Raw genomic sequence first — 15039 nt, 5'->3', positions numbered from 1 at the left:
GCGGGTTGGTTTGCGTGGCGGTGCAAGTGGCGGAACCTCAGAGGTCTTCTCGACTCCGGGATCCCCGACTTATGTATGTCCAATACGCGGCGCCGGGGCTGTCCTCGCGAGAACACCTCTGAGAACCCGCGGCGGTGCAAGCTGCGAGGCTGGGAAGAAGCGGCTCACGCCGCTTGCCTGACGACTACCTGCGGTCACGCCACAATCCGCGCACGTTCTTACTTCGATCGTCAATCGGCTGGACGAATTCGGCGTGCCGCCGCCACGGGCGGCACGCCGAATTCGTCACGATGATTCGGCGACGTTTTTTCGAACTTCCGAGGAGCGCGGGTGAAGTACTGGAGCAGTCCGCCGCAACTCGACCTGCCCGCCGAGCCGCAGCCCACCGGGGCCGAGGACGCACGTCCGAGGCGATTGCGGTTCGGGCAGTGGTTGGCGCACCTGATCGCGTTCTGCGTCGGGATCGTCGGACTCGCCTGCGCACTGGCCTTGCCGTTCGCGCCCGTCTTCGTGGACCGGACCGAAGTGCACTGGCCAGCGGTCGAAGCCGAATCCACGACCGCGTTCTTCGCGCCCTACCGACCGGCTTCGTTCGACGCGTCCGTGCCGTGCCCGGTGTTGCGCGCCGCGCTCAACAGACCGGACCGGACCACGGTTCTGAGCACCCTGCCGCGGGGCAGCGACCGCGAGGGACTGGTGCTGACCGCCCGTCTCGGCGAACCCGAACTGGTGCTCGGCCAGCAGGAGGTGCCGCTGCCGCCCGGTGCCTGCGAGCTGGCGATCCACGCCGACTCGTGGCAGACGGTGGTGACCGTCGACAACCACCCGCCGATCACGCTGCCCGGCATCGCCGCGCCGGAGATCTTCACCTTCGCCACCGACCTCGAACCGCCGCAGGCGGCTGGGCTTTCGGTCACCGCCCGCACGTATTCGTGGTTCGACACCGAGCCGACCGATGTCAAGCACACCCTGATCAGCACCGCCCTGCTGCTCGCCCTCGCATCGCTGGTGCTGCTGTTCGTCCACGCGCCGCCCGCCCTCGCCGCGGTGCGACTGCGCCCACTGCTCCTGCCGGTCGATGCCGCGGTCGCCGCGGTGCTGGCGGGTTGGTTGGTCATCGGGCCGCTCACGGACGACGACGGCTTCGCGATGATGACCATCCGCAACTACGACAGCGCGGGCGACATCGGCAACTACTACCGCTGGTTCAACTCCTCGGAAACGCCGTTCACCCTGGTGCAGCACCTGATGCGCTGGGTGTCGGAATACAGCCTCGCGCCCGCCTGGCTGCGCGTGCCCAGCGCGATCGCCGGGCTGCTGACCTGGATCATCGTCAGCCGCGGCATCGTCGCGCCGGTGTGCCGGGGCACCCGGCGGCTACCGCTGCACCTGCTCACCGCGGTGTTCTTCCTGGCCTGCTGGCTGCCGTTCGGACTAGGGATCCGGCCGGAACCGTTCGTCGCGCTCGGCACTTCGGCGCTGGTAGCGGCGTTGCTGAAGATCAGCCGGACGCGGGCACCGCATTTCTGGCTCGGCGTCGCCGCGCTGATCGCCGGGCTGACCGTGGCGATCACGCCGACCGGGATCAGCGCGCTGCTCATCGTGCTCGTGTTCGCGCCGCGCATCGGTCGGGTGCTGGCGCAACGCGGCGCGGTGCCGCGCTGGATCAGCGTGCCGACCAGGGTTGTGCTGGTCGGATGCCTGAGCGCGGTGGGTTTGGTGGCGATGTTCGCCGACTCGACGCTCAACGGCGTCCAGCAGGCGACCGACCTGCACGACGAGTTCGGGCCGAGCCTCGGCTGGTACCAGGAGATCGACCGGTACGCGGGCCTGCTCAGCACGACCATCTGGGGCTCTTCCGCCAAGCGGCTGGCTGTTTTCCTGGTGGTGACGGCCGTGCTGATCGCCGCGTCGTGCGCGATGCGGCAGGTGCACCGGTGGACCGGGATGACCGACCTGCCGGTGCTGCTCGGCTCCGTCGCGGCGATCCTGGCGGGGCTGTGGTTGACGCCGTCGAAGTGGTCCCATCACTTCGGTGCGTTCGCCGGGGTCGGCTCGGCGCTGCTCGCGGTGACCGTGGTGCTGCTGGCCCGGGTCGGCAAACTCGGCCATGCCAAGCGGGAAGCGCGGCTGCTCGGCGTGTTCGGCGGGATCGCCGCGTCGGTCGCCGCGGCCCTGGCGTTCATGGGTCCGAACATCTGGCCGATGCAGTCCGACTTCGGGATGCCGTGGTCCGACACGCCGGTGCAACCCGATCTGCCGCTGGACGATCCGGTGCTTTGGCTGAGCACCGGCGTGGCGATCGGGCTGCTCACCTTCGGCTTCATCCGGATCCGCGCGATGGTGTCGCACCGCAAGCCCAACAGTCTGATGTGGCCTGCCGTGCCCAGCTCGGTGCTCGGGTTGGCGGCGCTGGCGTCCGTGCTGGTGTTGATCGGGTCGTTCGTCTCGGCTCCGCAGGCGATGGGAGACCGGTTCTCCATCGCGCGGATGAACTCGCAGAGCATCCGGGCGAGCAGCTGCGGGATGGAGAACGAGGTGGAGACGCTGCCCATCGCCGCCTCGCTGGTGCCGGTGGACGGAGCCGCTGAGCTCGACGGATTCGCCGTCGGTGGCGCGCCGCCGCAGGAGCCCGACCTGCGCGAGGAACACCCCGGCGAGCCGTTGCGACCGACGCAGCCGCCCGATCCGAAAGCCCCCGAGGACGCGGTGGCGCCGACGTCGGCCAGCCAGTTCGCCTGGACCAGCCAGGTGGGCGGGCCGCAGACGACCGGCTCGCTGACCTCGCGCTGGTTCGGCCTGCCGCAGCTCACCGGCGACCAGACGTTGTCGGTGTGGGTCTCCGGACGGCCCGAGCAGGGCAACTCGCTGACCCTGGAATTCGGCACCGCGCAACACCGGCTGGTGCGGTCGGTTGGCGCGCGCGAGTTGCGCGATCCGCCGCCGACGGACCTGCCGTTCGACGACCCGCGCCACGGCCGACCGATCGACTGGCGGGACTTCCGCGCCTGGCGGCTGCTGACCGTCGAGGCCGCGCAGATCCCGGCTGGTGCCGACCGGGTTCGGGTGCTCGCCGAGGACCGCACCAGCGACGAGCAGGGCTGGCTCGCGATCGGCGGCCCGGTGGTGCGGGACGTGGTGCCGCTGCGGCAGGCGCTAGACGGCCAGCAACCGGTGTTGATCGACTGGCCGATGAGCTTCGTGTTCCCCTGCCTGTTCGACTATCCGCAGGTCTCGCACGGCACCGCGGCCAGTCCGCGGATGCTGGTCACGCCGCCCGGCGGCGAAGCGTCGATGGCGTTCGGGCCCGCCATCGGCGGGGTGTTCGCCGGGGTGCCGATGCTGTCCCGCCGGTTCGAGCTGCCTAGCCGCCTGCGAAATGCCCCCGGCACCGTTTGGGGCCACCTCTACGCGGTGCGCTACGAGGCGGAACGCGACGCATATACCACGACGCAGCACCGCGAACGCATAACCGGAGCCGACGGCGACACCGCCTACCCCTTCGAAGAGCACTGACTCCGCAGAGCGAAACGCTGCAATCGAGTGGACAGGTACTGACTTCCAGGGCCGTGCGCCTGTACCTATCGGGTGAAAACGCGGGTCAAGATCAGCTTTTGCCCGCGCCACGCCCGTTCATGTGCTGCGGGATCGACCGTGTTGCCCAAAACTGGACGCCACCACAATTCAGCTGAGTTGCCCAGGGGGAACGTCGGTGCCGGACGGGATCGGACAGACTTCCGCGAAGCGGGACGACCCGACGCCCACGGCCGCCGACGACCCCACCGGCAAGCCGAAGCGTCCACTGTCCACTGTTGTCAGTTTCATCGTCGGGACGCTGGCCCTGCTGGCCGCGATCGCCGTTCCACTCGCGCCGGTGATCACCCAGCAAGTCGCGGTGACCTGGCCGCGGGCCGGGCAACTGCCGGAGAGCACGCTGGCTTTCTTCGTGCCCTACGAGCCGACCGAGGTGCACGTCCACGTGCCCTGCCAGGTGGTGCGGGCCGGGCAGCAGCGTGACACCCCGACCACGCTGGTGGCCAGTCGGCTGCCCGGCCAGCCCACCGAGGGCTTCGCCGTCACCACCGCGAACGATCACGTGATTGCCCTGGTCGCGGGCGTCGAGGTGCTGCGCGCGCCGATCCCCACGGCCTGCGACGTCGCGATCGACGCCGATGCCACCGGCAGCCGCGCGCGGATCGGCGATCGGGTGGTCGAACTGCCGGGCGAGCGGATCCGCGACATCGTCGCCTTCGCCACCGACCTGGGTCCGCAACAGGCCGCTGGACTCCAGGTGCGGGTCATTACCGCGAACTGGTTCGAGAACTCCCCCACCGAGACCAAGAAACTCCTCATCGCGGCCCAAATCCTGCTGGTCGTACTGGCTTTCGCACTGCTCATCGCGCAGGACCGGAGCCGCCGGAGGGCGCCGGTCCGCACTGCTCGCCGCCGGGGCAGCGTGCTGCGCTACCTCATCGATCTCGCGGTGCTCGTGGTGCTCGGCGGCTGGTGGGTGCTGGGGCCCACGACGCCGGACGACTCGTTCGCGGCGATGACCGTTCGGAACAGCCTGCAAACCGGCGATGTCAGCAACTACTACCGCTGGGAGAACGCCTCCGAAGCACCGTTCACGCTGGTCCAGCAACTCCTGGCGCCGGTGGCCGAGTGGAACGCCAACCCGCTCGCCATGCGGATCCCCAGCGTGCTCGCAGCCGTGCTGACCTGGTTCGTGCTCAGCCGCGGCATCCTCGGCGCGGTGCTGCCGGAGCACGGCCGACGCGGCGCGATCCGGCTGCTGGCGGCGGTGAGCTTCCTGGCCTGGTGGTTGCCCTTCGGACTGGGCATCCGCCCAGAACCGTTCGTAGCGGTGGGACTGGCGACCGTGCTCGCGTGCGTGCTGCAAGCCCTCCGGCGCGGGCAGGTCAGCTGGCTCGGGTTGGCGGCGCTCGCGGGCGGGCTTTCGGTGGCGATGAACCCGATGGGCATCGCCGCGATCGCGCCGTTCGTCGCGCTCCTGCCGCAGGTCTGGCGGCTGCTCAGGGTGTCGACCGCGGCGCTGCTGGTGGGCATCGCGGCCACCGGTGTGGTGGCCATGTTCGCCGACCAGTCCCTGTTCGGTGTCCGGAAAGCCACCGAACTGCACACCTTCTACGGCCCGGACGTGCCGTGGTTCCAGGAGATCGTGCGCTACGAGTACCTGCTGGGCTTCGACCTGCAAGGCGACGTGGCACGGCGTGCTCCGGTGCTGCTGACGCTGGTGGTCGTCGTCTACACCGGACTGCTGTTGTTGCGCGGCGCGGGGAGGCTGCCCGGCCTCCGGCTCGGGTACGTGCCGCCGCTCTGCCTGCTGATCAGCTTCGGGCTGATGACCGTGACACCGTCCAAATGGACGCACTACTTCGGCGCGCTGGTCGGGGTCGGAGCCGCTACCCTGACCGCAGGTGTGGTGCTGATCGCAATCGGTGCCCGGCAGTTGGCCCGTGATCGGGTCGTGCTGGTGGCCGGGGTGCTGTGCACCGCACTCGCCGTGTTCGCAGCGGCGCTCACATTCGCTGGAAAGAACAACTGGTTCCTGCACTCGCAGTACGGGGTGCCTTGGGGAGAGCAGCCGGTGCGGCCGCTGAACGGCCCCGAGTGGTGGCTGCTCGCGGTAGGCGTGCTGCTGGCGGCTTCCGTCCTACCTGGACGCGCGCGAGAAGGCCGACCTCGGCGAATGCTCATCGGGATGCCCGCCGTGATCAGCGCGGGAGCAGTGGGGGTGACGGTGGCGATCCTGCTCTACTCGTTCATCGCCGCGCCGATCCGGCAAGCCGGGGGCTATTCCATCGGCGCGCAGAACCTCGCTGCCGTCGAAGGCGGCAGTTGCGGCATCGCGGACCACGTGGTCGTCACCCCGGACGTGCCCGGCGGCACGCCGACCTCGCGCGGTCCGGCAGAGGCGGTCGGCTTCACCGCCGGGACCGGCTACGCACCGGGCTTCGATCCGCCGGAAGGCGTTCGGGAGCTGTGGGGCAGTCTGCAGAGCGGCCAGATCTCCACCGGCACGCTGACCACCGGCTGGTACGCGCTGCCGCTGCTGGCCGCGAACCAGGAACTCGCCGTCGCGGTCGCGGGGCGCAGCGGCGACGGCAACCTGATCACGCTCGAATTCGCCTCCGCCACCGGCATCGTCGGCGAACACGTCCTCGACGACACCTGGCTGGACTCCGACGAACGCCCCGAATACCCGACCGAACGCATCGTCGAGGACCGCCCGCAGGATCATCCGGCGTGGCGCGACCTGCACGTTTCCGCGCACGACGTGCCGAGCGGGGCGGAGCGGGTGCGGATCCGGGCAGTCGATGACACCACCGATCCGGCTGGCTGGGTCGCGGTGGCCGGGCCGCGCGTCCGCGACGTCGTCCCGCTCGCCGAATACCTGCGCGGCAAGGCACCGGTCCTGGTGGATTGGTCGATGACCTGGAACGTGCCGTGCGTGCGGGACATGCCGCGGGTGGCCGGTGGCCTGGTGGAACCGCCCGCGTACCTGCTCAACCCGTCCGCCGAGCTGGGCTTCGGCGGAACCGCCGCCTACCAGCGCGGCATCGGCGGAACTTTCGCCGGGGTGTCGGAGGTCGGCACCCGGGAAGAGATACCGACTCGACTACTCGGGGTTGAAAAGACCCCCGATTACGCCGATTGGGGCCACCTGATCGTGGTGGATTACCCGCTGCCAGGCAACGACTTCGACGTACAGAGCGTTCCTTTTCCACGGTGGGGTTGGCGAGGGGAGTGACCATGGCCGACACGATGAGCCACCAGGTCCCGGTTCCGGTGCAGCAACAGGCCACCAGCGAGGGCGCGCCGCCGTTGATCTCGTACGTGCTGCCGGTCTACAACGAGGTCGACGGCATCCGCCAGTTCCACGAGGAACTCGTCTCGACGGTGGCCACCCGCCCGGAGTTCGACTACGAGTTCATCTACGTCAACGACGGCTCCACCGACGGCTCGCTGGGCATCCTGCAGGACCTCGCCAAGAACGACCCGCGGACGCGGGTGGTGGACTTCGCCCGCAACTTCGGCCACCAGATCGCCATCACCGCCGGGCTGGACCACGCCGGAGGCGATGCGGTGATCGTGATGGACACCGACCTGCAGGATCCACCGCGGGTCAGCCTGGAGCTGATCGACGCGTGGCTGGGCGGGGCGGAGATCGTGTCCGCGCGGCGGCGCACCCGCCGCGACACCGCGTTCAAGCGGGCCACCGCGCACACCTACTACCGGGTGCTGCGGCGTTGCGCCGAGGTGGACATCCCGGTGGACACCGGCGACTTCCGGCTGCTCGACAAGCGGGCCGCCGAGGAACTGCGTGGCTTCCGGGAACGCAGCCGGTTCATCCGCGGCATGGTCGCCTCGATGGGGTTCCAGCAGCAGGAGGTGCTCTTCGACCGGGACGAGCGGGTCGCGGGCGAGACCAAGTACCCGATGCGCAAGATGCTGCGACTGGCCGCCGACGGGGTCACCAGCTTCTCCACGGTGCCGCTCAAACTGATCACCCGGATGGGGTTCATCAGCCTGGGCTTGGCGATGCTGGGCATCATCTACGCGGTAACACTCCGGCTCTTCTTCCCCGCGATCACCGTCTCCGGGTGGACCATGCTGATGGTCGCGATGCTGTTCCTCGGCGGGTTGCAGATGCTGTCGCTGGGGGTGATCGGCAGCTACGTCGGCCGCATCTACCACGAGGTGCAACAACGCCCCTTGTACATCGTGCGGAATGTGATCTCGCATGACGAAGATTGAACCGCTCGTCGGCCGCGACCGGCTGATCAGCAGGTCGCTGCTTCGCTACGCGGTGATCGGTGCGAGCGGTGTGCTGTTGGACTACCTGCTGTTCCTGCTGCTGTTCAACGTGTTCGGGCTGCACCCGCAGCTGGCGAACGCGATCAGCACGACGGCCGGGATCACCAACAACTTCGTGCTGAACGCGTTGTTCAACTTCCGCAAGCGGGACCGGGTCGTGGTGCGGTTCCTGCGGTTCTACGCCGTCGGATTGGCCGGGATCGCGCTGACCTTTCTGCTGCTGCAGGTGTTCTCCGGGTGGCTGGGCATGGACCCGAACCTGGTCAAGGCCGGTTCGCTACCGGTGGTGCTGATCTTCCAATACACGATCAACAAGAAGTGGAGCTTCGGATGAGACTGGGCGTCGTCGGCGCTGGCGCGACCGGGTTGACCGCGGCGTTCGACGCGGTCAAGGCCGGGCACGACGTGACGGTGCTGGAGGCATCCGCCGAACTCGGCGGGCTGGCGGCTTCGATCGAGGTGGGCGGCACCCCGCTGGAGCGCTTCTACCACCACAGCTTCCGGACCGACCGGGCGATGATCGAGCTGGTCGAGGAGCTCGGACTCGGGCACCTGATGCGGTTCCACCGACCCAGCACCGGCGTGTACGTCGACGGGCAGCTCCACGACTTCGGCACCCCGCAGGAGATGCTGCGGTTCCCGAAGTTCTCGCTGCTGGACCGGATCCGCTTCGGGGCGTCGGCGGCGGCGCTGAAGGCGGTCCGGAATGGACAGCGGTTCAACTCGGTGCGAGCGCTGGACTGGATGCGCCGGTGGGCCGGGCCGCGGGTCACCGAGACGATCTGGGAACCGCTGCTGACCGGGAAGTTCGGTGCCAACGCGGAGCAGATCTCGATGGCCTGGCTGTGGGCGCGGATCCACTACCGCACCTTCGAACTCGGTTACGTGCACGGCGGATTCGACCAGGTGTACCAGGCATTGCTGGACGCGGTGACCGAGCGCGGCGGCAAGGTCGAGTTCAGCAAGCCGGTGGCGACGATCCGCCAGCCCGGCGCGACCGTGCTGGTGGGCACCGGGGACGGCAGCAGCTACGAGTTCGACCAGCTGATCGTGACGGTGCCGCAGCCCGTGTTCGCGAAGGCGGCCGGGATCGAAGCCGATCACGTGCTCTGGCGCAACCAGTACCTCGGGGCGACGTGCTTCATCCTGGAGTGCGACCGCAGCGTCATCCCGTACTACTGGCTGAACATCAACGATCCGGCGTTCCCGTTCCTGGCGGTCGTCGAGCACACCAACATGGTCGACCACAGCGAGTACGGCGGTCGGCACGTGGTGTACGTCGGCAACTACGTGCCGCGCGAGGACTGGCGGTTCACGACCGAGCCCGCCGAACTGCTGGAGCGCTACATTCCCTGGCTGCGCAAGCTGAACCCGGACTTCGACCGGTCCTGGATCCGGGACTGGCACTTCTCCAAGGCGGGCTTCGCGCAGCCGATCGTCACCCCGCGGTACCGAGCCCTGATCCCCGGCCACCGCACCTCGATGCCCGGCGTCACGCTGGCCACGATGTCCCAGATCTATCCGCAGGACCGCGGCCAGTCCTACGCCATCGCGATGGCCCACGACGTGATCCACCACCTCGGCCTCGACGGCGACTGAGTCACCCAGGCGATGGAGCTGTGGCAATTTCACGAGAAATTGCCACAGCCCCACCCGGGTGACGGGAAGGTCGGGGTCAGGCTTCGTGCAGACCGGGTTCGCCGTCTTCGACGACGAAGGAGGCGAGGGTTTCCACCGGGGCTCCCGGCTTCGAGACGTACGGGACGACCCGGTAGTCCGCGCGCAGCTCACCCGCGGTGAACTTGGTGCGGATGTAGCCGCGCTGGTTGTTGTACAGCCGGACGTGCGGGTTCTCCGCCAGGTACGCCTTCTCCTTGTCCGTCAGGTTCGCCGAGCCGTCGCCGCCGCTGGTGATCGAGGTGGTGGTCAGCTCGGTGCCCACCACCGCGTCGCCGTCGTGGATGTCGTTGGCCCAGTTGCTGTGCACGTCACCGGTCAGCACCACGGGGTTGCGGACCTTCGCCTGCTCCCAGCCCTGGATGACGCGCTGCCGGGAGCCGACGTAGCCGTCCCAGGCGTCCGGGTTGTACGCCTTGGTCTCGCCGTTGGCGTAGTCGATCGGGGCGAACATGACTTGCTGGCCGAGCACGTCCCAGGTGGCCTTCGAGCTCCGCAGGCCCTGCAGCAACCAGCGTTCCTGCTCCGCACCGGTCAGGCTGCGCTTCGGGTCGAGGCGGGCCGGGTCGTCGTTCGGGAACTTGTCGCCGCCGACCTGGTCGTCGCGGTACTGGCGGGTGTCGAGCATGTGGAAGGTCGCCAACCGTCCCCATTGGACCCGGCGGTACAGCCGCAGGTCGATGCCGTGCGGGACCTGCGCGCGGCGCAACGGCATGTTCTCGTAGTACGCCTGGAAAGCAGCCTTGCGGCGCGCCAGGAAGTCCGGCTGCGGGATCTCCGGCTTCTCGTAGATCTCGTCGGCCCAGTTGTTGTCCACCTCGTGGTCGTCCCACACCACGACCCATGGCGCCATCGAGTGCGCGAACTGCAGGTCCGGGTCGGACTTGTACTGGGCGTGCCGCTGCCGGTAGTTGGCCAGCGTCTCGGTCTCCGGCCCGGCGTGGTCGCGCGGGTTGCCACCCGGCGCGACGTAATCGCCCGCCTGGTACTCGTACTGGTAGTCGCCCAGGTGCAGCACCAGGTCGGGGTGCTCCTCGCCGAGGTGCCGGTAGGCGGTGAAGTAGCCGTGCTCGTACTGCGCGCAGGACGCGAACGCCATCGACAGGCTGGTCAGTGCGCCGGGCAACGGGGTGGTGCGGGTGCGGCCGGTGGGCGAGACCGAGCCCTCGGCGTGGAAGCGGTAGAAGTACTCGCGGTCCGGGCGCAGCCCGGCCAGCTCGACGTGCACGCTGTGGCCCAACTCGGGCGCGGCCTGCGCCTCGCCGCGCCGCACGACGCGCTTGAACTGCTCGTCCTCGGCGACCTCCCACTGCACCGGCAGGGCCTTGTTCGGCATGCCCCCCATGCCGTCCTCGGCCAGCGGATTCGTCGCCAGCCGAGTCCACAGCACGACGCCGTCGGGCGCGGGATCACCGGATGCGACGCCAAGGGTGAAGACCTCGCCGCGCCGGGCCGCACCGGCTCCGGGCAGCGCCGCCGCGGGGAAAGAAGCCACAGTGGACAGTGTGGCAGCACCGACCAGGGTTCCGCCCAGCAGCACGCTGCGCCGCGAGACGGTGGTGGGTTCAGGCACAACGACCTCCAGAATTCGGGGAAATGTCCAAACTCTTACCCCGAACGGTGAAGACCCGCTGCCTTCCCGGTGATCAAGAAATGAACAACCTGTACCTCAGCGCGCAATACGTCCCTTTTTCAAGCCCAGTCCAGCAACAACGACAGCGCCCCCGACCGGAATGCGGTCGGGGGCGCTGGTGCGTCGTCTTACAGGTAGAACGCCAGGAACAGGCAGCCTGCGAGGATCAAGCCCAGGACCATCAGGACCTTGTCCTTGAGGACCACTTCCTCGGGTTCGCCCGCCACTCCCTTGTCGATGTCCACCGCGTACCGCAGGATCGCGACGACCATCGGGATGATCGAGATCAGGCCCCAGCGGGACGGCTCGAACTCCCGGATGTCGTACGCCCACAGGGCGTAGCACATGATCGTGATCGCCGCCGCGATGGCCCACACGAACCGCAGGTAGGACGGCGAGTACGCCTTCAGCGACTTGCGGATCTTCGCGCCGGTCTCCATCGCCAGCTTCACCTCGGCATAGCGCTTGCCCGCCACCATGAACAGCGAGCCGAACGCCACGATCAGGTAGAACCACTGCGTGATCACCAGGTTCGCGGCGGCACCACCGGCGATGGCGCGCAGCAGGAAGCCGGACGCCACGATGCACAGGTCGATCACCGGCTGGTGCTTCAGGCCGAAGCAGTAACCCAGCTGCACCAGGATGTAGACCGCCATCACCACGAGCAGCTGCAAGCTGGTCAGACCCGAGATCAGCAGCGAACCGCCGAGCAGCACGGCGCACACCGCGTACGCGATCGGCACCGGGATCAGGCCCGCCGCGATCGGCCGGTTGCGCTTCGTCGGGTGCTGCCGGTCGGCCTCGACATCGATGGCGTCGTTGACGAAGTAGATGCCGGACGCGGCCATCGAGAACACGATGAACGCGATGACCGCGTGCCCCAGCACGACCGGGTCCAGGATCTCGCCCGCCGCGAACGGCACGGCCAGCACCAGGACGTTCTTCACCCACTGCTTGGGGCGCAGCTCCTTGACCAGGCCGGTGACCAGGCCCGCCGTGGTGCCCGCCTTCGCGGTCACCTTCGCGTGGTAGGCGTCCGAGGACTTGTCCTTGATGTCGTCGGACTTCTTCGGCTCGGCCTCCAGCACCTCGTCGCCGAACTCGGCACCGATGGTGCCTTCCGCGTCCGCTTCGACCTCCGCCTGCTTGGTCGCATCCTCGGAGCCGGACTCGACGACGTCCCCGGACTTACCGGCGTCGGTCTTGGCGCCATTCGCGCGGGACTCGTCCGGCTCCGTCAGCACGGCTTCGCCGACCCCGGCGCCGTTGCTGCTCGTCGTATCGGCCTCGACCGGAGCTACGTCGGCCTCGGGTTGCTTGTTGTCAGGCACGGTTCCTCCGCCGTCTCATGAATCGCCGCACGCCCCACGCCACGGCACCGCCGAGCGCCGAGCCGGCGACCACATCGCTCGGATAATGAACCCCCAGGACAAGTCGGCTGACCATCATCGGCGGTACCAGCGCCGGGGTCAGCTTCTTGCCCACCAACCCGCCGTAGAGCACCGCGGCGGCCGTCGTGGACGTCGCGTGCGAGGACGGGAAGCTCAACTGGCTCGGCGTGCCCACCAGGACCTGCACATCCGGGTCGGACGGCCGACGCCGACGCACCACCCGCTTGACCGCGATCGAGGCCCCGTGCGCGACGGCGACCCCGGCGGCGGCGGTGAGCCACTCGCCGCGGCGCTTGCGGTCCACCAGTGCGCCGACCGCGCCGATGGCCAGCCAGCCGCCAGCGTGCTCGCCGAACAGCGACATCGCCTGCGCGGTCTTGACCACTGCTGGTTTTGCCAACACGCCCTGCACCCTGCGCAGTGCGACGGTCTCGGGGGTGACGGCCGCGGGTGCTTCGTCGGCGTGTGCGGCGACCGGTTCTTCGGGGGCGGTCGCCGTCGTCAGCTCTGCCACATCGTCTCCGGAAAAGTCGGGGTCACTTCTGGTCGAAGACCTGCTTCCAGGTCTCCGCGCTGGTCAGCTCGGGCAACGCCGTGCGGTAGGCGGCCCGCAGCCGGGCCCATTCCTGGCCCAACCGCTTGTAGTTCGCAAGCGCGCGCATGCCGAGCCGCCGGAACTCCTCCGGGTCGCGGCGGCGGAATGCCACCCCGCTGCCGTCGGCGTTCGACACGGTCGCGCTGTCCAGGTTGCCCAGCAGGAACCACCGGGCACTGGCGGCCGGTACGTTCAGCTGCGGGCGGTCCGTGGCCGTCTTCGACGGCTCCTTGAGGTTGTGCAGCAGCGCCTTCGACGCGCGCGCCGCGATCACCGCCGGATTCACCGGCGGCTTGAGCAGGCCCTCGGCCATGATCGGGTCCGCCGACGGCGGCGGGAACTCGCGGGCCGACGGCAGCGTCTTGGCGTCGGCGTAGTCCTTGCGCAGCTCGCGCACGTCCGGCAGCGCTGTCCGCAGGCTGTCGAACAGGCCGTCCGGGCCCGCCATGAAGTCCTCGATCGCCTTCTGCTGCACCGCGACCGTCGAGTACTCCATCGACAGCAGGTGCCGGAGGGTGAGCTTGAGGCCCTGCTTGATGATGTTGGTCTTGACTTCCTCCGGGCTGTGCAGCGCGGCCAGGATCAGCCGGTTGCGGGTGTGGAAGTACGCGGTCCAGTCGGTGGCGTCGTTCTTGTCGGTCCACGGCATGTGCCAGATCGCCGCGCCCGGCAGCGTCACCGTCGGGAACCCGTGGCCGCCCGCACGCAGCGAGTACTCCGAGTCGTCGTGCTTGATGAACAGCGGCAGCGGCAGCCCGGTGCGCTCGATGACCTCGCGCGGGAACAGGCACATCCACCAGCCGTTGTAGGTGGAGTGGACGCGCTGGTGCAGCTTGGTGGACTTGCGCAGCGGTTTCCGCGCGAAGTCGTGGTCGGTGACCGCGCCCGGCGCGGCCCGCCAGATGCCCTGCACGAGGTCGACCACCTCACCCATGGTGTGCAGCCGCGAGCGGGCCTGCAGGTTGAGCATCTGGCCGCCGACGATCACCGGGTGGGTGGCCGCGCGGGCGAACGCGTTCGCCCGCAGCACGCCGTCCGGCTCCAGCGCGATGTCGTCGTCGATGACCATGACCTGCGCGGCGTCCGAGTTGTAGACGCCCTCGTACATCACCCTGGTGAAGCCGCCGGAACCGCCGAGGTTGTCCTGCTCGATCACGTGCAGCTTGTCGCCGATCCGCCGGGCGGCCTCGTCGAAGCCCTCGGTGTCGCGGATCTTCTGCGGGCCCTGGTCGGCCACCACGACCCGCTCCACGACGTCCATCACCTGCGGGTCCTCGCCCAGCGTCTGCAGCGCGAGCACGCAGTCCGCTGGCCGGATCGTGGTGGTGCCGACCAGCACCTTCTGCTTGGGCAGCGGCAAGTCGGTGGTCCAGGCCGCCTCGTCGATCTCCAGCGCGACGTCGTTGGTGAACAGGTCGAACCAGATCCAGCCGCCGTCCTCGAACGGCGTCAGCGCCACTCGGAACTCCAGCGACGTCCAGTCCGCGCTGTCCACCGGGGTGCCCTGCAGGTGGACGCTGTCGCCGTTGGCCTTCGAGCGGTAGACGTCGAGCCGACCGGCCCCCTTGACCTTCAGCCGCAGCACGACCTCGTCGACCTTGGTCCAACGCTTCCAGTAGCTGGCCGGGAAGGCGTTGAAGTAGGACGCGAGCGAGATCTTGCTGTGCGCGGGCACCGCAAGACGGCGCCGGGACACGACAGTCGCGGAGCTGTTCAGCGCCGAGGGCTCGTCGATGTACAGCGCGCGCACGTCCAGCGGGTCCTCACCGCGTGGGAAGACGACGCGCTGCAGCACCTGTTCGGGCGCCGCGTCGGCGGTCCCGGAGCGCATCGAGGTCACGTCGCTGAGCTTGCTCTCGCCCGCGGCGGCGGAGCGGTCCTCTCGGGGGATCCGGTCGGTCACG

The 15039-nt window shown here is 69.0% G+C and carries 9 protein-coding genes; 5 read left to right on the top strand and 4 right to left on the bottom strand.

The features are described from left to right. Positions 1-330 precede the first annotated feature (330 nt). From MOQ72_RS14680 to MOQ72_RS14660, 5 genes are all read left to right on the top strand, one after another. A complete protein-coding gene (locus tag MOQ72_RS14680) occupies positions 331-3516 on the top strand; it encodes an arabinosyltransferase domain-containing protein (RefSeq protein ID WP_242184011.1) in 3186 nt (1061 codons plus the stop codon). A gap of 196 nt (positions 3517-3712) precedes the next feature. Then, positions 3713-6772, top strand: coding sequence for an arabinosyltransferase domain-containing protein (locus MOQ72_RS14675; protein WP_242184010.1), 3060 nt, complete (start codon positions 3713-3715; stop codon positions 6770-6772). 2 nt (positions 6773-6774) lie between these two features. Next, positions 6775-7779 (top strand): glycosyltransferase family 2 protein, encoded by a 1005-nt coding sequence (locus MOQ72_RS14670; protein ID WP_242184008.1) that lies wholly within the window; start codon positions 6775-6777, stop codon positions 7777-7779. Further along, positions 7766-8173: a GtrA family protein gene (locus MOQ72_RS14665; RefSeq protein ID WP_242184006.1), complete on the top strand. Its 408-nt coding sequence runs from the start codon at positions 7766-7768 to the stop codon at positions 8171-8173. Before MOQ72_RS14670 ends, MOQ72_RS14665 begins: the two co-directional genes overlap by 14 nt. Next, entirely contained in the window at positions 8170-9438 is a 1269-nt protein-coding gene (locus MOQ72_RS14660) for an NAD(P)/FAD-dependent oxidoreductase (RefSeq protein ID WP_242184005.1), read from the top strand. Before MOQ72_RS14665 ends, MOQ72_RS14660 begins: the two co-directional genes overlap by 4 nt. Positions 9439-9514: 76 nt before the next feature. Here the strand turns inward: MOQ72_RS14660 and MOQ72_RS14655 are convergent, their stop codons facing one another. The 4 genes from MOQ72_RS14655 to MOQ72_RS14640 all read right to left on the bottom strand — a co-directional run bounded on the left by MOQ72_RS14655 (position 9515) and on the right by MOQ72_RS14640 (position 15038). After that, on the bottom strand, positions 9515-11089 hold the full coding sequence (locus MOQ72_RS14655) for an alkaline phosphatase D family protein (protein ID WP_242184004.1): 1575 nt from the start codon (positions 11087-11089) through the stop codon (positions 9515-9517). Between the two features lie 188 nt (positions 11090-11277). Further along, entirely contained in the window at positions 11278-12237 is a 960-nt protein-coding gene (locus MOQ72_RS14650) for a decaprenyl-phosphate phosphoribosyltransferase (protein WP_372495379.1), read from the bottom strand. A gap of 235 nt (positions 12238-12472) precedes the next feature. Next, positions 12473-13054, bottom strand: a complete 582-nt coding sequence (locus MOQ72_RS14645; RefSeq protein ID WP_372495372.1) for a phosphatase PAP2 family protein — start codon at positions 13052-13054, stop codon at positions 12473-12475. A 22-nt stretch (positions 13055-13076) separates the two neighbouring features. Continuing rightward, a complete protein-coding gene (locus MOQ72_RS14640; protein WP_308197877.1) occupies positions 13077-15038 on the bottom strand; it encodes a glycosyltransferase in 1962 nt (653 codons plus the stop codon). Position 15039: the final 1 nt, after the last annotated feature.

Origin of the sequence: Saccharopolyspora soli (genome assembly GCF_022678645.1) — a bacterium.
GTDB classification, from domain to species: Bacteria; Actinomycetota; Actinomycetes; order Mycobacteriales; family Pseudonocardiaceae; genus Saccharopolyspora; species Saccharopolyspora soli.
The sequence above is the reverse complement of the archived record's forward strand: the minus strand, read 5'-3'. Positions and strand labels throughout refer to the sequence as shown.

Excerpts from the sequence above, each read along its gene's own strand:
- MOQ72_RS14665 (WP_242184006.1), top strand. The coding sequence starts at position 7,766 with ATGACGAAGATTGAACCGCTCGTCGGCCGCGACCGGCTGATCAGCAGG.
- MOQ72_RS14670 (WP_242184008.1), top strand. The coding sequence starts at position 6,775 with ATGGCCGACACGATGAGCCACCAGGTCCCGGTTCCGGTGCAGCAACAG.
- MOQ72_RS14660 (WP_242184005.1), top strand. The coding sequence starts at position 8,170 with ATGAGACTGGGCGTCGTCGGCGCTGGCGCGACCGGGTTGACCGCGGCG.